This is a genomic window from Novosphingobium sp. B-7 (assembly GCF_000410615.1).
GTDB lineage: Bacteria > Pseudomonadota > Alphaproteobacteria > Sphingomonadales > Sphingomonadaceae > Novosphingobium > Novosphingobium capsulatum.
The window spans coordinates 1-17154 of record NZ_APCQ01000189.1; the positions used below are offsets into that span (position 1 = coordinate 1).

Sequence of the window (17154 nt, forward strand, 5' to 3'; positions counted from 1 at the left end):
AGATATAGCTCAACCCGTCATCGGTCACGATCCAGCGTTCGGCAATGGCGGGCACCACGCGGCCTTGCGCGTCAAAGCCCACCAGCCCTTCGACCGTGGCGGCACGCAAGACCTGCGCGGCCGGCGTGGGACGCGGCGCGGCGGTTTGAAAGGCGCTGTCGTCACCCGCCAAGGCCACCGGCAGGGCGCCGCGCCGATCGCCCCCGCAACTGGCCAGCATAAGGGCGACACCGGGCAAAAGCACCGCCGCAGCGCGGCGCAGATGGCAAGACGGGGGAGCCATGCCCACCTGCCTAGCAGATCAGCCGTGGCAGGCCAGCAAAGATGCCGGCGCCGGCGATTTCAGTGTTTCAGCAGCAGCGCCAAGCCGAACGCGTCACAGCTTGCGCAAGCGCTTGCCCTCTGGCTGGGCGAGCGGCGGCCGGACATAGCGCGGCGCGTAATCGTCAGACGGCTGCGTGGCCACTGGCTCGCGTGCCAGCTTGGGATCGATCTGTTCGACAAAGGCAATGCCAAAGCGGGTATCCTGGACCCAGGCCACCACACCTTCGACCCAGCCGATATGGCGCAGGTTGGCCTCAAGCCGCATGCCCCGCACCACGCGCAGCGCGCCTTCGGCCATCATCCCACCGGCCGAAAGATTGCGCACGCGCACGCGATGCTCACCGTCCTGGCCGTCTAGGCGCAGGTCGGCCATCAGGAAAAGGCTGTCACGCCCCAATTGCCGATGGTCGATATCAGTCACCGTCAGGTTCCGTTTCCAACAAGGTGGGCCAAGCGGCATGGGCCCGGCGCTATGTGGCTGCCAGCGAGCAGCTTGCGCCCGCACCTGCCACCTTTCGCACCGGTCCATGTGCAAAGGGATAAACGAAAACGGCAAAGAAATCTTTAAATTTCCCGCTCGCAGCGGCAAAAAGCCCCTTGCCATCGGGGGACAGCGGCCTTGGTGGTATTTACCGCAATGCCGATGGTGCGCCTGTGCGGCCATCATGGGCTGGGCAGGACCACCTTGGCCCTGCCGGCGCCATCACATATCGCGCGAGATCTTTTCGCGACGCTCGTGCGCCTGCTGCGCTTCCACCGTCATCGTCGCGATCGGGCGGGCAATCAGACGCCCCAGGCCGATCGGTTCACCGGTCACTTCGCAGAAACCATATTCGCCTTCGTCAATGCGGCGCATGGCCGAATCGATCTTGGCAATCAGCTTGCGCTGGCGATCGCGGGTGCGCAGTTCGATGCCCCAGTCGGTTTCGCTCGATGCGCGATCGTTGAGATCGGGTTCACGCAGCGGACCATCCTGCAGGGCCGACAGGGTGCCGGCCGAGGCCGACAGGATCGACTTCTTCCACTCGAGCAAAAGGCGCCTAAAATAGTCGAGCTGCTGCTCGCTCATATAGGGTTCGTCGTCATTCGGAACGTAATCACCCGGCATGGCCCGGCGGGCCTTTGCCAACACGTCAATTTCGTCACCCAGAACCCCAGCCATCCGGCCCTCCGTGTTGCGCCTTCCGACCACCAGGGCCAAAACGCGCCGCGATCGGCGCGACCAGCCCCCGGCTTGCCGCGCCTATAGGCAGGCAGGAAAGGGCGCACAAGCACTTCCTCAACGCTATGTCACATTGCAGCTGAACCTTTGTGAAACAGCGGCATCGTACATTTCGCGGATAAAGCGGCGCACGCGCGGGCACGGCCGCAATCATGCTTAACGGTTTGTTGACCTTAATTGGCGAGCCTTGCCCTGCCACCCGATGGGGAAAGGCAGATTCGCACAGGGGGAACCAAGGACCATGCCGCACGCGCCATCACCGATCACGCTGGTGCCATCCGCACCACTTCATGCCAGCCATGCCGCAGCCGACCGCGCCGACAGCCTGATCGCCGCCTGCCTCGCCGCTGCCGCGCAGGGTGACAGCCACGCGTTTTTCGATCTGGGCGTGGCCTTTTCCACCGGCAGCTATGGTGCCGATTGCGATCTGGTCGAAGCGCACAAGTGGTTCAACCTCGCGGCCGTGGCCGGCCACGACGATGCTGCCCGCGCCCGCGCCGATGTGGCCGAGGAAATGAGCGCGCGCGATATCGCCGAAGCCCAGCGCCGCGCCCGCGAATGGATGCGCGCCGCAACCCGCCACGCCGCCTAAATTTCAGGCTGCCTGATCGCGGCGCCTAGCCCTTGCGATAGGGCGTGTGCCCGGCCAGTTCGAACTGGCCCTGCTCTATCCCGGCGCGCTCGCGCACCAGGAATTCGGCCACCGCGGCGCGAAATCCGCGATCGGCGATATAGTGCGCCGACCATGTCTGCACCGGTTCATAGCCGCGTGCCAGCTTGTGCTGCCCCTGCGCCCCGGCTTCCACCCGGCGCAGCCCCATGGCGATGGCGGCATCGATCGCCTGATAATAGCACAGCTCGAAATGCAGGAACGGCTTTTCCACCACGGCGCCCCAATAGCGGCCGTAGAGCGTATCGCGCCCGATGAAATTGAGCGCGCCGGCGACCGGCTCGCCATCCTCCAGCGCCAGCACCAGCAAGACCTTGTCGGCCATGGTCTGCCCGATCAGGTCGAACGCGGCGCGGGTCAGATACGGCCGCCCCCACTTGCGCGCGCCGGTGTCCTGATAGAACACCCAGAACGCGTCCCAGTGGTCGGCCGTGATGGCAGCGCCGGTCAGCGTCACGATCTCCACCCCGGCCTGGGCAGCGGCGCGTTCCTTGCGCAGGTTCTTGCGCTTGGCCGAAGACAGCGCGCCAAGAAAATCGTCGAACGTGGCATAGCCGCGATTTTCCCAGTGGAATTGCAGGTCTGAGCGCAAGAGCCAGCCGGCTTCCTCGAACAGCGGCACCTGTTCGGGTGCAAGGAACGTGGCATGGGCCGATGACAGGCCGTTCTGGTCCACCAGCGCCTCGGCCGCGCGCAACAGGGGGAGCGCCAGATCGGGGCGGCCGGCACACAACAGGCGCGGGCCAGTCGCCGGCGTGAACGGCGCGGCGATCTGCAGCTTGGGATAATAGTCCCCGCCCGCGCGCTGCCAGGCATCGGCCCAGGCGTGATCGAACACATATTCGCCCTGGCTGTGCTGCTTCAGATAGGCTGGCAGCGCCGCCGCCGGGCGGCCATCGGCGTCGTCGATCAGCAGCGGCAGCGGCGTCCATCCGCTGCGCCCGCCGACCGAGCCGGATTCCTCAAGGAGGGAGAGGAATGCGTGTGACATGAAGGGATTGCCATCCCCGATCAGGCGATCCCAATCCGCCGCCGGGATATTGCCCACCGCTCCTTCGACGCGTGCGGTCAGCGTCATGGCGCCGCCCGCCTCACGCCGCTGGCGCCGCCAGCAGAACCGGGCCTTCGGCAATCGGCGCATCGGCATAGGTTGCCGCCCGGCTGGCATCATCGGGGGTGCGCACGGTCCAGGTCAGCACTGGAACGCCCCGGCGCCGGGCGAGGCGCACCACAGGATTGGCAATATCGGCAATGTCATAGGCCAGGAATTGGGGACGCGCGCGCCACAGCGCAAGATGCCTCTTGAGGCGGGCGAGCAAGGTGCGCCGCCCCGCCTCGGTCACTACCAGGCCATGCACCACGTGCGGGGAATAGCGGCGAAACCAGGCGGCAACGCGCGGATCGAAGCTCATTACCGCCACGGGCCCGCGATAGCCTTCAAGCAGGCGGCGCACCGCGAGGCACAGCGGCGCGATGCGCTGCGTGGGCGCGGATTTCACTTCGATCAGGAGGGGCACGCGGCCATCGATGCGGTCGAGCAACTGGCGCAGGCCAAGGATCGTTTCACCGCCCACCACCATGCCGGTTTCATCCAGCAGGGTCATGCCAGCAAGTTCTGCGGCGGTGTGGTCGGCCAGGTTGCCGGCCTGCCCGGTCAAGCGATCGAGCGCGCGGTCGTGGAATACCACGACCTGCCCATCGCGGCTGCGCTGCACGTCGCATTCGATGCCAAAGCCGCGCGCAATGGCGGCCTCGGCCGCGGCGAGCGAGTTTTCCGGCACACCCGGGCCATGCAGCCCGCGATGCGCATAGATGGCCTCGCGCAGCCAGCCGGCGCGGGCCGCTGCCCGCGCCGGCAGGAGAAAGCGATCAATGAGCGCGAACAGCAAAGATAGCATCGATTTCCACCGCAGCGCCCAACGGCAGAACCGGCACGCCCACGGCGCTGCGGGCATGGCGCCCAGCATCGCCGAACACCGCCTGCATCAGTTCCGAAGCGCCGTTGGCCACCTTGGGCTGATCGGTGAAATCACCGGTCGAATTGATGAAGGCGCCGAGCTTGACCACCTGCTCGATGCGGTCGAGCGAGCCCAGGGCAGCCTTGGCCTGAGCCAGCAGCATCAGCGCGCAGGCCTTGGCGGCAGCGGCGCCCTGCTCCAGGCTGACGTCTTCACCCAGGCGGCCGGTCACCAGCGCGCCGTCAATGAACGGCAACTGCCCCGAAACATGCAGCAGCCCGCCCGCCAGCACGGTGGGCACATAGGCCGCCACCGGCGCTGCGGCCTGCGGCAGTTCCAGGCCCAGTTCGGCCAGGCGGGCATCGATCGAAACAGTCATTCTCACTCACTCCAGCAAACGCGAAGAAACGGTCAGGCGGCCTCGTCCAGCCGGGCCATCAGCCAGGGCAGCGCATGGTCCCAGGTATCGATCCGCGCATGGGCGTGGCCAGCCTTATGCGCACAATCGATATGCGGGGCGAGCAAGGGCTCTCCGCACAAGTGCAGGCGGATCACCTCGGGCGTCAATTGCGCGGCGGAATGGTGATGCTGGGGCAGATCGTCGATGAACACCGCGCGGGTGGGGTTGTATTCATCGAGAATGGCCTTGAGCGCCGGCCCTTTCGGCCCCTGGTTGGTAAAGACGCGGGCGTTGATGCCCACGCCTTCGAGTTGCGCGGTGCGGGCGTCGCGATAGCTGTGGCCCAGATTGGTCAGGATCACGAAGTCGGCGCGGTCGGCCAGCGCGCCTACAGCCTCCACCGCGCCGGCGATGGCCGGCTGCGTGTGCATCTGCGTGTTGAAGAACAGGTCGAGCAGGCGCCAGATCTCGCGCGATTCCACCCCGCGCCCGTCATGGACATAGCGCATGGCCTTACCGAAATCATTGCTTTCCATCACGAAATCGATGTCGTGGTTGGCTTTGAGCCAAGCCTGGAACGGCGCCACCATGTGCAGCAGCACTTCATCGCAATCGCTGATCACCAGCGGGCGGCTCATACCAGTTTCTCCCGTGCGGCGGCCAAGGCCTGGGGGCTTATATCGAGCGCGTCGGCCGCGGCAACAAGATCGGGCTCATAGGCCATGAGGAAATCGAGCACCCCGCCCAGCACCCCGGCCTGCGCGGCCGGATCGCCCAGGCCCGCGCGCAGGGTTTCGGGCGTCATCCCGCTCAGGGCCAGGAAGCGTTCGGCGCGCTGCCCATCGGCCAGCACCCAGCCGAGCGCGGCCAGCGCCAGATCCTGCGGATCGGGGACGGGGGACGAGGGTTCGCGGATGATTGTCAGAGCCTTTCGAGGTCAATAGAGCAGCGCAGGCGGCGGCCGTACTGGACCGCGCAATAGAGGTGTTCCGTGGCAAAAAGAATTCTGGTTGTCGAGGACAACGACCTCAACCGCAAGCTGTTCTGCGATCTGCTGGTGGCCAATGGCTTTACCGTCGAGCCGGTAGCCGACGGGCGCGAGGCACTCGACCGTGCACGCCAGTTCGTGCCGGGGCTGGTGATCATGGATATCCAGCTGCCCAACGTTTCGGGGCTGGAACTGATCGAGGCGCTCAAGGCCGATCCGGTGCTGCGCCAGATCCCGATCCTGGCCGTCACCGCCTATGCCGGCAAGGGCGACGAGGAACGCATTCGCGAGGCCGGCGCCGAGGGCTATCTGGCCAAGCCGGTGTCCATCAGCCCGTTCATGCAGGCGGTGATGAAACTGATTTAGATCGCGGCCTGTGTATCATCGTCACCCCGCTTTCCCACGGCCACCGCGCAGGAAATCGGCCTCATCGCCCGTTCAGGCTTGACAGGGCAGGCCACAGGCCGCTTTTCCGCCGCAATGTTCTGGCAGGGGCACCGCCCTGCCCCACGGAGTTAGAGAGACGATGGACCGCCCCGCCACTGCCGCCAAGATTGCCGAGCTGATCGAGCCCTTCAACAAGAAGGGCGTGGCCATCACCGATGCCACCACCTTTGCCGGCGACCTGGAGTGGGACAGCCTGACGGTGATGGATTTCGTCGCCGCGATCGAGGACGAGTTCGACATCATCATCAGCATGAATCAGCAGGCCGAGATCGAAACCTATGGCCAGCTGATCGACGCCGTGACCAAGCTGCAAGGGTAAGCACCCCCATGACCGACCTGTTTTCCAAGTTCGACGGCCTGATCGAACAGCGCCGCGCGCTGCTGTCCACTGGCGTCACCGATCCGTTCAACCTGGTGATGGAAAAGGTGATCTCGCCCACCGTTGCGGTGTGCAACGGGCGCGAGACGATCCTGCTGGGCACTTACAACTACATGGGCATGACGTTCGACCCGGACGTGATCGCTGCCGGCAAGCAGGCGCTCGATGAATTCGGTTCGGGCACCACCGGCAGCCGCGTGCTCAACGGCACCTATGCCGGGCACCGCGCCGTGGAAGACGCGCTCAAGGATTTCTATGGCATGGACCATGCCATGGTGTTCTCCACTGGCTATCAGGCCAACCTGGGCATCATCAGCACGATGGCCGGCAAGGGCGATTACATCGTGCTCGACATCGACAGCCACGCCTCGATCTGGGACGGCTGCAAGATGGGCGATGCCGAGGTCGTGCCGTTCAAGCACAACGATATCGAGGCGATGGAAAAGCGCCTCAAGCGCATTCCCGAAGGCGCGGGCAAGCTCGTCGTGCTCGAAGGCGTCTACTCGATGCTGGGCGATATCGCCCCGCTCAAGGAAATGATCGCCATTGCCAAGGCGCACGGCGCCATGGTGCTGGTGGACGAAGCGCACTCGATGGGCTTCATCGGCCCCAACGGGCGCGGCGTGGCCGAAGACCAGGGGGTGCTCGACCAGGTCGATTTCGTGATCGGCACGTTCTCCAAGTCGGTCGGCACCGTCGGCGGCTTCTGCGTGTCGAACCATCCCAAGTTCGAAATCCTGCGCCTGGTGTGCCGTCCTTACGTGTTCACCGCTTCGCTGCCCCCCAGCGTGGTGCACACCGCCAGCACTTCGATCCGCAAGCTGATGCATGCCGCCGACAAGCGCGCCCATCTGTGGGAAAATTCCAAGACCCTGCACGCTGGCCTGACCCAGCGCGGCTTCAAGCTGGGCACGGCAACGCCGCAAAGCGCGATCATCTCGGTGATCATGCCCGATCTGGAGCGGGGCGCGATGATGTGGGAAGCGCTGCTGCACGAAGGGCTCTATGTGAACCTGGCGCGCCCGCCGGCAACGCCAGCGGGGATGACCTTGCTGCGCTGCTCGCTCTGCGCCGCGCACAGCGCCGAGCAGGTGCAGACGATCATCGGCATGTTCGAACGCGCCGGCAAGGCGGTGGGCATCATCTGATGCGCCGGGCAATTGCCAATCTGGCTGGGGCGGGCGCTGGCGCGCTGGCCCTGGCGCTGATGCTGTCGGCGTCGCCGGCATTGGCGGCGCAGGCCGGGCAGCCGGCCGTGCCCGCCCCGGCGCCCAGCGTCACCGTCGCCGTGGCGCCGATCGGCCCGACCGCGATGGTGACCGAGCCCTGCACGCCCAGCCGGGTCGGTGGCTATGACTGGGGCAACCTCTGCCGCTATCAAAAGGCCGATCGCCAGGTGCCGCAACCGCTGCGCGCGGTGTTCATCGGCGATTCGATCACCGAATGGTGGCTGACCACCGCCCCGGCCATGTTTGCCGGCGGCATCGTCGATCGTGGCATTGCCGGGCAGACCAGCCCGCAGATCCTGCTGCGGTTCTATCAGGACGTCGTGCGCCTGCGCCCACGCGTGGTGCACATTATGTGCGGCACCAACGACGTGGCCGGCAACACCGGGCCGACCAGCCCGGATGAATATGCTGCCAACGTGCTGGCGATGGTCGATCTGGCCAAGGCCAATGGCATTGCCGTGGTGCTGGGCAGCGTGCTGCCCGCCGGCGGTTTCAACTGGCGCAGCGAGATGAAGCCAGCCGCACAGATTGCCGCGCTCAATGCCTGGCTCAAAGACCTCGCCCGTGCCCGCGGCCTGGCCTATGCCGACTACTACAGCGCGATGGCCACGCCCGAAGGGGCGATGAAGCCCGGCTTGTCGAGCGATGGCGTCCATCCCAATGCCGCCGGCTATGCCGTGATGGAGCCGATCGCCCGCGCCGCCTTGGCCGAGGCAGAAAAGCCGCGCTGACACACCTACCGTTCCGGCAGACCTGCATGGACGAAAATTGGACACTTGTCCTACCCCCGCCCTATCTGCTTAGATCACAGATAGGGCGGCACAGGGGGTGCCGCGCGATGTGCGAGGTGCCCGCATGCATTCCCTTCGCCTGATTTCGCTATTGGCCGGTTCGGCCTTGGCGGCCAGCGCCGCCCAAGCCGCGCCAGCGCCGGTGGCCGATACCGTGCTGCTGCACGGCCAGATCCACACCATCGACGCGCAGGGCAGTGTTGCCCAGGCGATCGCGATCAAGGATGGGCGCATCGTCTATCTGGGCAGCGACGCCGGGGCCAAGGCGATGGCCGGCCCGGCCACCCAGACCATCGACCTCAAGGGTGGCGTGGTCATGCCTGGCCTGATCGATGCACACATGCACCCGCTGGAAGGCGGCGCCGGGCTGCTCGCCTGCGACCTGCAGTACAAGCGACTGACCGTGCCGGAATTCCAGGCGGCGCTTTCCGCCTGCGCGGCCAAGGATGGTGACGCGGCCAGCGATGGCAAGTGGCTGATCGCGGTGCACTGGTTCCAGCAGGAAATGCAGCCGCTGGGCGTGGACATGACCAAGGCGATGCTCGATGCGCTGCCCACGCGGCGGCCCGTGGCGGTGTTCTCCTCGTTCGGGCATTCTGCCCTGGTCAACAGCAAGGCGCTGGCCCTCGCCGGTATCGATGCCAAGACGCCCGATCCGGTTGGCGGTGCGATCCACCACGATGACAAGGGCGCGCCCACCGGCCTGCTGGAAGACGCCGCGCAAGACCTCGTGCGCAAGCTGGTGCCCACGCCAACGCCGGCCGACGATGTGGTCGCCGCGCGCGCTGCCCTTGCCGCGATGGCAGCGCAGGGCGTGACCACGTTCCTCGATGCCGATGCGCCGCGCGAATCAATCCATGCCTTTTCCGTACTGTCCAAGGCCGGGGAATTGACCGCGCGCGGCCATTTCGCGCCACACATCGCGCCCGAGGAAGGCCCGTCTCCCGAACCGGCCCTGGCGCGCATCGTCGAATGGCGGCGCGCCGATGACCAGGGCGCGGCGCAGGTGCAGCCCACGATCATGGTGCGCACGATCAAGCTCTACATGGATGGGGTGATCACCGCCCCGGCCTTTACCGGGGTGATGCTGCAACCCTATCTGGAAAACCACGGCACGCCGGAAAAGCCCGATTGGCAGCCCGGCATGAACAAGGGGCCGGCGCCCTATTTCCCGCCTGCCGTGCTGGCGCCACTGCTGGAGCGCATCACCGCACTGGGCTTTGACCCGCACATGCACGCCGATGGCGATGGCGCGGTGCGCATCGCGCTCGACGCCGTGGCGGCCCTGCGCAAGAGCCAGCCGACGCGCGACGTGCGCCCGGCGATCGCCCATGACGAGATCGTCGATCCCACTGATTTCCCGCGCTACAAGGCACTGGGCGTCACCCCGGTGCTATCGTTGCAATGGGGCAAGAAGGCCGCTGATACCGTGGCCGGCGCCAAGGATTACCTCGGCCCCAAGCGCTATGCCTTCATGGAGCCTTCGGGCCTGCTGGCCAAGGCCGGCGCGCGCATCACCTTTGGCAGCGACTGGCCGGTCGATCCGCTGAACGAATGGTTTGCCCTGAAAGTGGGGGTAACCCGGCGCAACGATCCCTCGGCGGGGCCGGAATACAGCCAGCCGCTATCGGGCGGACCGCCGCTGTCGGTGATGCAGGCAGTGCGCGCGGCCACGATCAACGCGGCCTGGTCGCTACGCGCCGAGCATCAGGTGGGCAGCCTGGAACGCGGCAAGTTTGCCGATCTGATCTGGATCGATCGCGATATCTTTGCCGGCAACCCCGATGCCATTGCGCAAACCCGGGTGCTGCTGACCATGGTGGGCGGCAAAGTGGTCTATCGCGCCCCCTGACAACCTCGAACGGGCAACGCGGGGGCGTGAACCGCCCCCGCGTTGCCCCTCGTTCAATCTGCCGCGCGGTAGATCACCGGGGCGATGTCGGTGAAATTGGCCACATCGCCCAGCACTTGCGGCGTATCCGGGCTGGCCAGCGCGGCATCGATCGCCGCCTGGCTGGAAAAGCGCAGCAGGACCGACGCTTTCCACGGCTGGTCGCCCGCCGGAAATAGCACTTCGGCGCCGGTAAAGCCGTGCGGGGTCCACAGCCGCTCTACCAGCGGGATATGCGTGGCGGTATAGTAGGCGGCATCGAACCGCGCGCCTTCTTGCGCGGGATAGCTGACGATCAACGTGGCCATGGCATTTCTCCTGTCGGTGGTTCTGATTGTGGTTCTGGTTTCAACGCATCACTTGTCGGGCACCGGCACGGGGGTTGCCGGCACCAGGTTGCCGCCGGCATCGTGCCATCCCTCGATCCCTTCGGCCAGCCAGCGCACGCCCGCAACGCCGCCCAGCGCCAGGCGCCGCGCGGCGTTCCAGCTCATCCAGCAATCAGCGCGGCAGAACAGCACGATCGGCGCAGCCGGATGCTGCTGACGGAATTGCACCACGCGTGCGGCCATGGCCTGCCATAATACCGGATCGGGCGGCGCGCGGCCGGTTTCGGGATACCACAGGGCGCCGGGGATCGTGTCATGCGGGGTGGCCAGCGTCCAGGCGCCGCTGGCGCCATCGCGATGCGCGCCTTCGGCTGGCAAGACATCGATGAACAGCGCCGCGCCTGGCGCCAGGCGGCGCGCCTGCGTCAGGGAAATCGCCGTGGCCGGCGCGGGATCGCGATCGACCGGCGCCCGAAACGCCGCGTTGCGATAGCCCTGGACATCGAACGGCGCAGCCTGTTGCGCCCAGGCTGGCGAAAGGACCGGCGCGGCCGTCATGGCCAGCACCATCCCTGCCCACGGGATGCGACGCAGTGCTGCGATCATTCTCTCCCATCCCTTGCCCAAGCTGGCCGTCGATCTTGGCCTATGGTGCAATTGTAGAATGCTGTCCGATCAAGGCAAATGGTGCCTTGGTATGAAGCGCCCTGCCCTCCTCGTGCCTATCATGGCTTTGCTGGCAAGCGCTGCGCCGGTTGCCGCCGCCCCTGCGCCTGGATTAGTGGCCGATCCGCTCGCCTCGCCAATGTGGGCCAACCATGCTGCCTGGCTGCTGGGCAAGGCGCCGGTGCGGTTTGATCCGGCGGTAATCGTCACCATGCCCGATGTGACGGAAAACCAGCATGTTTTCCCCGTTACCGTCGATGCTCGCGCGCTGGGCAAGGTGCAGCGCATCGTCGTGCTGATGGATCTGAACCCCTTGCCCGTGGCGATCGACTACCAGCCCCAGGGCGCGCTTCCCTATGTCAGCCTGCGCATCAAGCTGGACCAGCGCACGCCGGTGCGGGCGCTGGTGCTGACCGCCGATGGCGTGTGGCACGTGGGCGGGCGCTGGATCGATGCGGCGGGCGGTGGCTGCTCGGCCCCGCCGGTCAGCCGGGTCAAAGGCGATTGGGCGCAGCATCTGGGCGAAATGCGCGGGAAGCTGTGGCACGAGGCCGCCGATACCCGCCTGCGCGTGAGCGTGCGCCATCCGATGGATACCGGCTATGTCGACAATATCGCCGCCTACAATATCGAAACGATGCAGGTCAGCGGCGCCGATGGCGCGGCGCTGGGCACGATGACGATCAACGGCTCGGTAGCGGAAGACCCGGCATTCACCCTGCTCTTGCCGCCCACGCAGGCCGGCCCGGTCAGCATCCATATGGCCGACAGCAACGGTCGCACGTTTGACGGCAGGCTGGCACCATGACGCTATCGCGCCGCGCGGCCCTGGGCCTGCTTGCCGCCGCACCAGCTGCATTGCCAGCGCGCATGGCCCAAGCGGAAACCTTTGCCGGTCGCTATGCCTATGATCCCCAGCCGATCGGGCCGGGGATCTGGCTGGTGCGCGGCGCGGACGAGGCCATCGTGTTCGGCAATGGCGGCGCCATCGCCAATGCGGTGATCATGGCCTGCCCGCAAGGCGGGGCCGTGCTGTTCGATTGCGGCCCGTCGCTGCGCTATGCCCAAGGGCTGGCGGCGGTGGCGGAAAAGCTGTGCCACGGCCCGGTGCGGCGTGTGTTCCTCAGCCATCTGCACCCCGATCATGCCCTGGGCACGGCGGCGTTCGATCCGGCGATCGTGGCCGCGCTGCCCGCCACCCGCACCGAATTGGAGCGGGACGGCAATGGCTTTGCCGATGCGATGTACCGCATCCTGGCCGACTGGATGCGCGGCACTGCCGTGGCCCTGCCCGGTGCGACGGTCATTCCCGGGCCAATCGAGATTGCGGGCCGGCAGCTTCAGGCCATGGCGCTCAAGGGGCATTCCGATGGCGACCTAGTGCTGGTGGACGAGGCGAGCGGCACGATCCTGGCCGGTGATCTGGTGTTTTACGATCGCGCCCCGGCCACGCCCGATGCCAACCTCGCGGCCTGGCGCGAGAGCCTGGCGACGCTGGCCGCCCTGCCCCATCACCAAGTCGTGCCCGGCCATGGCCCGCTCGATCCCAGCGGGACGGCGGCCATCGCCCAGACCCGCGACTGGCTCGATTGGCTGGAGCAGGCGCTGAACCAGGCGGTCGCGCAAGGCCTCGACATGACCGAGGCGGGATCGCTGCCAATTCCCGACCGCTTCGCCGCGGTGAAGCTGGCGCGCTATGAACTGCAGCGATCGGTGGCGCACTTCTATGCCGGCATCGAGGCGCAGCGCTTGCCGCGCATCGACGCCGGCAGTGGCAACGGAAACGGCTGACAAGCGACGTTTTTGCAGGAATAGTGCGGCCCTGACCAAATTCGGTGGGGGCACCATCATGAAACGTATCGCACGTCATCGTCTTCTGGCGCAGGCCCTGGGGCTGAGCTTGGGCATCGGGCTTGGCCTCGCCAGCGTGCCGGCCCAGGCCGAGGATTTCCGCGTCACGCTGCCGGCAACGGCCAAGAATGCGCCGGTCGATGGGCGGGTGCTGGTGATCCTGGCGGCCAAGCCCGATCCGCAGCCGCGCGAACAGGTCAAGGCCGACTATGATTCCGCGCAGGTCTTCGGCGTGACGGTCGATGGCCTCAAGCCCGGTGACAGCACCACGGTGGGCAGTGGGGTGCTGGGTTTTCCCACGCTCGATCTCAAAAGCGTGCCAGCCGGGCGCTATACCGTGCAGGCCGTGCTGCACCGCTATGACACCTATCATCTGGGCAATGGCAAGACGGTGAAGCTGCCCGCGCCGCGCGGCGCCGGGCAGAATTGGCGGGCAGAGCCGGGCAACCTGTTCAGCACGCCGCAGACGGTCGATTTCGATCCGGCCAGGCTGGGCACGATCGCGTTGACGCTCGACAACGTGAATCCGCCGATCACCCCACCGGCTGACACGCCCTTTGTGCGCCATTTCAAGATGCGCAGTGCGCTGCTGTCAAAGTTCTGGGGCCGCGACATCTATCTGACCGCGCACGTCCTGGTGCCGCGCGATTTCGACAAGCATCCCGAGGCGCACTTTCCGCTGATGATCTTCCATGGCCACTTCCCGGCCGATTTCGGCGGCTTTCGCACCACGCCACCCGATCCCAACCTGAAATGCGAACGCAGCGAACGCTTCAACCTGCCCTGCTACAACCGCACCGAGCAGGAAGAGGCCTATGCGTTCTACAAGCAGTGGATCGGCGATGCCTTCCCCCGCTTCCTGGCGGTGGAGATCGACCATTCCAACCCGTATTACGATGATTCCTATGCGGTCAATTCGGCCAACCTTGGGCCCTATGGCGATGCCATCACCCACGAACTGGTGCCGGCGATCGAGAAGAGGTTCCGCGGCCTTGGCCAGGGCTGGGCGCGGTTTCTCTATGGCGGGTCGACCGGCGGGTGGGAATCGCTGGGCGTGCAGATCAAGTACCCGGATGACTACAACGGCGCCTTCGCCGCCTGCCCCGATCCGATCGATTTCCGCCAGTTCATGCTGACCGACATCTATGCCGACAAGAACGCCTATGCCTATGAAGGGCCGTTCGGGCGAGTGGAGCACCCCGGCAAGCGCGACTGGCTCGATCATGTGCCTTACACCATGGAGATGGAAAACCGCCTGGAACTGGTGCTGGGCGACAAGAACCGCTCGGGCGGACAGTGGGATATCTGGGAAGCGGTGTTCTCGCCCATGGCGGCCGACGGCTATCCGCAGCGCTTGTGGGACAAGCGCACCGGCGTGATCGATCCCAAGGTGGCCGCCTATTGGCGCGACAACTATGACCTGCGCCATATCCTGGAGCGCGACTGGCCGACCCTGGCACCCAAGCTGCAGGGCAAGCTGCACATCTATGTCGGCACGATGGACAATTTCTTCCTCAACAACGCCGTCTACCTGATGGACGATTTCCTCAAGAAGAGCGATCCGCCCTATCGCGGCGTGGTCGATTATGGCGATCGGGCCGAGCATTGCTGGAGCGGTGACCACACCAATCCCAACGCCATCTCGCGCCTGCGCTATCACACGTTCTATCTGCCCCAGATTCTCAAGCGGATCGAGGAAACCGCACCGGCCGGTGCCGACCTCAAGAGCTGGCGCTATTGAACCACACCGGACCGGCGCGATGCATCAGCCAGCGCCCGTCCTGTTGGATCAGCCCGGCTCGATCAGCCCGGCTCGATCAGTTGATCGTGATCACGCCGTTGACCGCGCGGTATTCCTGCGGGCCGATCAGGTGCCGGTGGGCAATGCGGATGGAATGAAGCGCGGCATCGATTTCGCGCCGCCAATGATCGAGAAAGCCGCCTAGGCGCGGAAAGCGTGGCGCAAGATCATACTGCTGAAAGGCAAACATCTGGAGCAGCGCGGGGTGATCGGGCATGTAATAATGCACCTCGATCGTGGTCAGGCCATAGCCGGCAAGTTGCCCCAAGAAACCACTGTCAATTTGCCCAGTATTCGCTCCACCACGTGCCATGCCTTCCCTCCGCCAAAGCAAGGGGCCCGGCCAGCCGCAACGCGGTCAGGCCCCGTGACAGCCTGAAGATCCAACACGGTGAACTTGGCACGTCGTGCGCCGCAGTCAAGACGGGGGCTTAACCGCTGCGGCGTTTACGGCTGGGTGAGAATGGCCTTTTCGCAGCGCTCCATCGCCGCATTCTTGGCGCCGCCGCCGCCCAGCAAGGTTGCAGCTGCGAAGCCGGCCACGACCAGCACGACAAAGCCCGCCGTGACCAGGCCGAGGTACTTGTCGATGAAGCGCTTGATCGGCGCCCCGAACAGGCGGAACAGCACGCCCACGATCATGAAGCTGATCGAGCGCGACACCACGCTGGCCAGGAAGAAGGGCAGCAGCGGCATGCCAATGAACCCGGCGGTGATCGTCAGGAGCTTGAACGGGATCGGCGTCGCGCCCTTGAGCACGATGATCTCCACGCCATACTCGCGCAGATAGCAGGCCGCCTTGGGGAAGCTTTGCGTCAGATGAAGCAGCGCAAGCAGTTGTGTGCCCACGCTATCGTAGAGGAAATGCCCGATGGCATAGCCAAGCAACCCGCCAATGACAGAGCCGGCCGTGGCAAACGCGGCATAGCGCACGGCCTTGCGCGGCTGCGCCAGGCACATCAGGCCGAGCAGGGGGTGCGGCGGGATCGGGAAGAAGCTCGCTTCCATGAACGCGAACAGGAACAGCCACCATGACGCATGGCGATGGGCGGCCTTGGCCATGGTCCATTCGTAGAGGCGGCGCAGCATGGTCTTGTCGTTTCCCCGGTCCATGGCGCCACCGCGCCCTATGAGCCACACGTACCTAGTGCAGTGCACAAGATTGCGCCAGCCATGGCAGCAGGCCGCTGAAAGGCCAGCGGCAAGCCTGGGCAAGCCAGATTGGCACCCGGTTCGCCGTACTGGTTGCATCAATTTGCACCGGCCATCGCAATGAAAATTCGCCTCATCTCAAATTTTTTTGATGGTCGATCGGGAACCGGCTTCGGGCTTCCGCATTGGAGGGGGCACATGAGGGTGGTTTCAACCGGGAAATTGCTGCAAGGGCAACTGATACAGTGGCTTTTAGGCAACAGTTCACGCGTGTGTCCGCTTGCATGAACATAACAGAACCGGTAGACAACCGCCACGACGTGGCATGATCTCGCAAAAAAGGGGAAACGTAATGCGGAAACTGATCCTGGGCCTGGCCTTGGCATCAAGCGCAATGGCGACGCCCGCGCTTGCCAAGAGCAAGAGCTGGTATGTGGAAGGTGATGGCGGCGTCATGCTGCTGGAAGACGCCGACCACAATGTGAACGGTACGGCCAATGCCGCCACCGTCAGCTCCAAGACCGGCTACGACTTCGGTGGCGTGGTAGGTTACGATTTCGGCGGCTTCCGCCTCGAAACCGAAGCCAGCTACCGTCGTGCTCGCAACAGCAACGTGCGTAACAACGTCACCGGCGCTGTGTACTCGCGCGACAACGGCCAGATCGGCGGCAGCACCAGCGCGCTGAGCTTCATGGTCAACGGCCTGCTCGACTTCGGTCCCGACGATGGCCTGCAGGGCTTCATCGGCGGTGGTGCCGGCGTTGCCAAGGCGAAGTACTATGTCGCCACGCCCGACGGTTTGCTCGACGACTCGAAGACCAAGTTCGCTTGGCAGGTCCTGGCCGGCGTTCGCGCGCCGCTCAGCAAGCATGTCGACGTGGGTCTGAAGTACCGCTTCTTCAACGTTCAGGACGTGAACCTGGTTGGCACCTCGGGTGCTTATGCCGGCGCCAACTTCTCGACGCGTCTGCGCTCGCACTCGATCCTGGGCACGCTGACCTACAACTTCGGTGGCGAAGAGCAGGCTCCCCCGCCGCCCCCGCCCCCGCCGCCGCC

21 protein-coding genes and 1 pseudogene are annotated in these 17154 nt (G+C 65.6%); 10 read left to right on the forward strand and 12 right to left on the reverse strand.

The window, feature by feature from the left end; all coding sequences use genetic code 11:
- The 3 genes and pseudogenes from H926_RS25175 to dksA all read right to left on the reverse strand — a co-directional run.
- A pseudogene (locus H926_RS25175) lies at positions 1-283 on the reverse strand (ABC transporter substrate-binding protein); the annotation flags it as partial.
- Positions 284-376: 93 nt separating this feature from the next.
- The gene (locus H926_RS0102035; protein ID WP_022674814.1) at positions 377-745 is read right to left on the reverse strand and encodes a PilZ domain-containing protein; all 369 of its coding nucleotides are present in this window, start codon (positions 743-745) and stop codon (positions 377-379) included.
- 282 nt (positions 746-1027) lie between these two features.
- On the reverse strand, positions 1028-1486 hold the full coding sequence (dksA, locus tag H926_RS0102040) for an RNA polymerase-binding protein DksA (RefSeq protein WP_022674815.1): 459 nt from the start codon (positions 1484-1486) through the stop codon (positions 1028-1030).
- Between the two features lie 301 nt (positions 1487-1787).
- Here dksA and H926_RS0102045 point away from each other — a divergent pair, with 301 nt between their 5' ends.
- A complete protein-coding gene (locus H926_RS0102045; protein WP_022674816.1) occupies positions 1788-2138 on the forward strand; it encodes a hypothetical protein in 351 nt (116 codons plus the stop codon).
- A gap of 25 nt (positions 2139-2163) precedes the next feature.
- Here H926_RS0102045 and H926_RS0102050 read toward each other — a convergent pair whose 3' ends face one another.
- From H926_RS0102050 to H926_RS25180, 5 genes are read right to left on the reverse strand one after another with little or no spacing between them, the layout of a single operon-like run.
- Positions 2164-3294: a GNAT family N-acetyltransferase gene (locus H926_RS0102050; protein WP_028657458.1), complete on the reverse strand. Its 1131-nt coding sequence runs from the start codon at positions 3292-3294 to the stop codon at positions 2164-2166.
- 13 nt (positions 3295-3307) lie between these two features.
- A complete protein-coding gene (locus H926_RS0102055) occupies positions 3308-4114 on the reverse strand; it encodes a glycerophosphodiester phosphodiesterase family protein (RefSeq protein ID WP_051146223.1) in 807 nt (268 codons plus the stop codon).
- Positions 4086-4553, reverse strand: a complete 468-nt coding sequence (locus tag H926_RS0102060; protein WP_022674819.1) for a RidA family protein — start codon at positions 4551-4553, stop codon at positions 4086-4088. Before H926_RS0102060 ends, H926_RS0102055 begins: the two co-directional genes overlap by 29 nt.
- Positions 4554-4585: 32 nt before the next feature.
- Complete coding sequence (locus H926_RS0102065; protein ID WP_022674820.1) at positions 4586-5212, reverse strand: hypothetical protein; 627 nt, start codon at positions 5210-5212, stop codon at positions 4586-4588.
- Positions 5209-5499 (reverse strand): DUF3572 domain-containing protein, encoded by a 291-nt coding sequence (locus H926_RS25180; protein ID WP_051146224.1) that lies wholly within the window; start codon positions 5497-5499, stop codon positions 5209-5211. Before H926_RS25180 ends, H926_RS0102065 begins: the two co-directional genes overlap by 4 nt.
- A gap of 66 nt (positions 5500-5565) precedes the next feature.
- Here H926_RS25180 and H926_RS0102075 point away from each other — a divergent pair, with 66 nt between their 5' ends.
- From H926_RS0102075 to H926_RS0102095, 5 genes are all read left to right on the forward strand, one after another.
- A complete protein-coding gene (locus H926_RS0102075; RefSeq protein ID WP_022674822.1) occupies positions 5566-5928 on the forward strand; it encodes a response regulator in 363 nt (120 codons plus the stop codon).
- Between the two features lie 160 nt (positions 5929-6088).
- On the forward strand, positions 6089-6328 hold the full coding sequence (locus H926_RS0102080) for an acyl carrier protein (RefSeq protein ID WP_022674823.1): 240 nt from the start codon (positions 6089-6091) through the stop codon (positions 6326-6328).
- 8 nt (positions 6329-6336) lie between these two features.
- Complete coding sequence (locus H926_RS0102085) at positions 6337-7536, forward strand: aminotransferase class I/II-fold pyridoxal phosphate-dependent enzyme (protein ID WP_022674824.1); 1200 nt, start codon at positions 6337-6339, stop codon at positions 7534-7536.
- Positions 7536-8348, forward strand: a complete 813-nt coding sequence (locus H926_RS0102090; RefSeq protein WP_022674825.1) for an SGNH/GDSL hydrolase family protein — start codon at positions 7536-7538, stop codon at positions 8346-8348. The genes H926_RS0102085 and H926_RS0102090 overlap by 1 nt, the downstream gene beginning before the upstream one ends.
- A 124-nt stretch (positions 8349-8472) precedes the next feature.
- Positions 8473-10260, forward strand: a complete 1788-nt coding sequence (locus H926_RS0102095) for an amidohydrolase (protein ID WP_022674826.1) — start codon at positions 8473-8475, stop codon at positions 10258-10260.
- 53 nt (positions 10261-10313) lie between these two features.
- Here the strand turns inward: H926_RS0102095 and H926_RS0102100 are convergent, their stop codons facing one another.
- A complete protein-coding gene (locus H926_RS0102100; protein ID WP_022674827.1) occupies positions 10314-10607 on the reverse strand; it encodes an EthD family reductase in 294 nt (97 codons plus the stop codon).
- A gap of 48 nt (positions 10608-10655) precedes the next feature.
- Complete coding sequence (locus H926_RS0102105; RefSeq protein ID WP_022674828.1) at positions 10656-11234, reverse strand: rhodanese-like domain-containing protein; 579 nt, start codon at positions 11232-11234, stop codon at positions 10656-10658.
- Positions 11235-11325: 91 nt separating this feature from the next.
- Between H926_RS0102105 and H926_RS0102110 the strand changes: the two genes are divergently transcribed.
- From H926_RS0102110 to H926_RS0102120, 3 genes are read left to right on the forward strand one after another with little or no spacing between them, the layout of a single operon-like run.
- Positions 11326-12102 (forward strand): quinoprotein dehydrogenase-associated SoxYZ-like carrier, encoded by a 777-nt coding sequence (locus tag H926_RS0102110; RefSeq protein WP_022674829.1) that lies wholly within the window; start codon positions 11326-11328, stop codon positions 12100-12102.
- On the forward strand, positions 12099-13085 hold the full coding sequence (locus H926_RS0102115; protein ID WP_022674830.1) for a quinoprotein relay system zinc metallohydrolase 1: 987 nt from the start codon (positions 12099-12101) through the stop codon (positions 13083-13085). Before H926_RS0102110 ends, H926_RS0102115 begins: the two co-directional genes overlap by 4 nt.
- 58 nt (positions 13086-13143) lie before the next feature.
- Complete coding sequence (locus H926_RS0102120; protein ID WP_022674831.1) at positions 13144-14886, forward strand: alpha/beta hydrolase-fold protein; 1743 nt, start codon at positions 13144-13146, stop codon at positions 14884-14886.
- A 76-nt stretch (positions 14887-14962) separates the two neighbouring features.
- On the opposite strand, the gene H926_RS0102125 is transcribed toward H926_RS0102120, so the two are convergent.
- Both H926_RS0102125 and H926_RS0102130 read right to left on the reverse strand, forming a co-directional pair.
- Positions 14963-15259 carry an usg protein gene (locus H926_RS0102125; RefSeq protein ID WP_022674832.1) on the reverse strand — a complete coding sequence of 99 codons (297 nt, stop codon included), beginning with the start codon at positions 15257-15259 and terminating at the stop codon, positions 14963-14965.
- 134 nt (positions 15260-15393) lie between these two features.
- Positions 15394-16035, reverse strand: coding sequence for a YqaA family protein (locus H926_RS0102130; RefSeq protein ID WP_028657464.1), 642 nt, complete (start codon positions 16033-16035; stop codon positions 15394-15396).
- Positions 16036-16450: 415 nt separating this feature from the next.
- Between H926_RS0102130 and H926_RS0102135 the strand changes: the two genes are divergently transcribed.
- Positions 16451-17154 (forward strand): outer membrane protein (locus H926_RS0102135; protein ID WP_043607470.1); only part of this gene is annotated, 704 nt, incomplete at its 3' end.

Coding starts and splice junctions, on each gene's coding strand:
- dksA (WP_022674815.1), bottom strand. CDS start 1,486: ATGGCTGGGGTTCTGGGTGACGAAATTGACGTGTTGGCAAAGGCCCGC.
- H926_RS0102045 (WP_022674816.1), top strand. CDS start 1,788: ATGCCGCACGCGCCATCACCGATCACGCTGGTGCCATCCGCACCACTT.
- H926_RS0102050 (WP_028657458.1), bottom strand. CDS start 3,294: ATGACGCTGACCGCACGCGTCGAAGGAGCGGTGGGCAATATCCCGGCG.
- H926_RS0102055 (WP_051146223.1), bottom strand. CDS start 4,114: ATGCTATCTTTGCTGTTCGCGCTCATTGATCGCTTTCTCCTGCCGGCG.
- H926_RS0102060 (WP_022674819.1), bottom strand. CDS start 4,553: ATGACTGTTTCGATCGATGCCCGCCTGGCCGAACTGGGCCTGGAACTG.
- H926_RS0102065 (WP_022674820.1), bottom strand. CDS start 5,212: ATGAGCCGCCCGCTGGTGATCAGCGATTGCGATGAAGTGCTGCTGCAC.
- H926_RS0102080 (WP_022674823.1), top strand. CDS start 6,089: ATGGACCGCCCCGCCACTGCCGCCAAGATTGCCGAGCTGATCGAGCCC.
- H926_RS0102085 (WP_022674824.1), top strand. CDS start 6,337: ATGACCGACCTGTTTTCCAAGTTCGACGGCCTGATCGAACAGCGCCGC.
- H926_RS0102090 (WP_022674825.1), top strand. CDS start 7,536: ATGCGCCGGGCAATTGCCAATCTGGCTGGGGCGGGCGCTGGCGCGCTG.
- H926_RS0102095 (WP_022674826.1), top strand. CDS start 8,473: ATGCATTCCCTTCGCCTGATTTCGCTATTGGCCGGTTCGGCCTTGGCG.
- H926_RS0102100 (WP_022674827.1), bottom strand. CDS start 10,607: ATGGCCACGTTGATCGTCAGCTATCCCGCGCAAGAAGGCGCGCGGTTC.
- H926_RS0102105 (WP_022674828.1), bottom strand. CDS start 11,234: ATGATCGCAGCACTGCGTCGCATCCCGTGGGCAGGGATGGTGCTGGCC.
- H926_RS0102110 (WP_022674829.1), top strand. CDS start 11,326: ATGAAGCGCCCTGCCCTCCTCGTGCCTATCATGGCTTTGCTGGCAAGC.
- H926_RS0102115 (WP_022674830.1), top strand. CDS start 12,099: ATGACGCTATCGCGCCGCGCGGCCCTGGGCCTGCTTGCCGCCGCACCA.
- H926_RS0102120 (WP_022674831.1), top strand. CDS start 13,144: ATGAAACGTATCGCACGTCATCGTCTTCTGGCGCAGGCCCTGGGGCTG.
- H926_RS0102125 (WP_022674832.1), bottom strand. CDS start 15,259: ATGGCACGTGGTGGAGCGAATACTGGGCAAATTGACAGTGGTTTCTTG.
- H926_RS0102130 (WP_028657464.1), bottom strand. CDS start 16,035: ATGCTGCGCCGCCTCTACGAATGGACCATGGCCAAGGCCGCCCATCGC.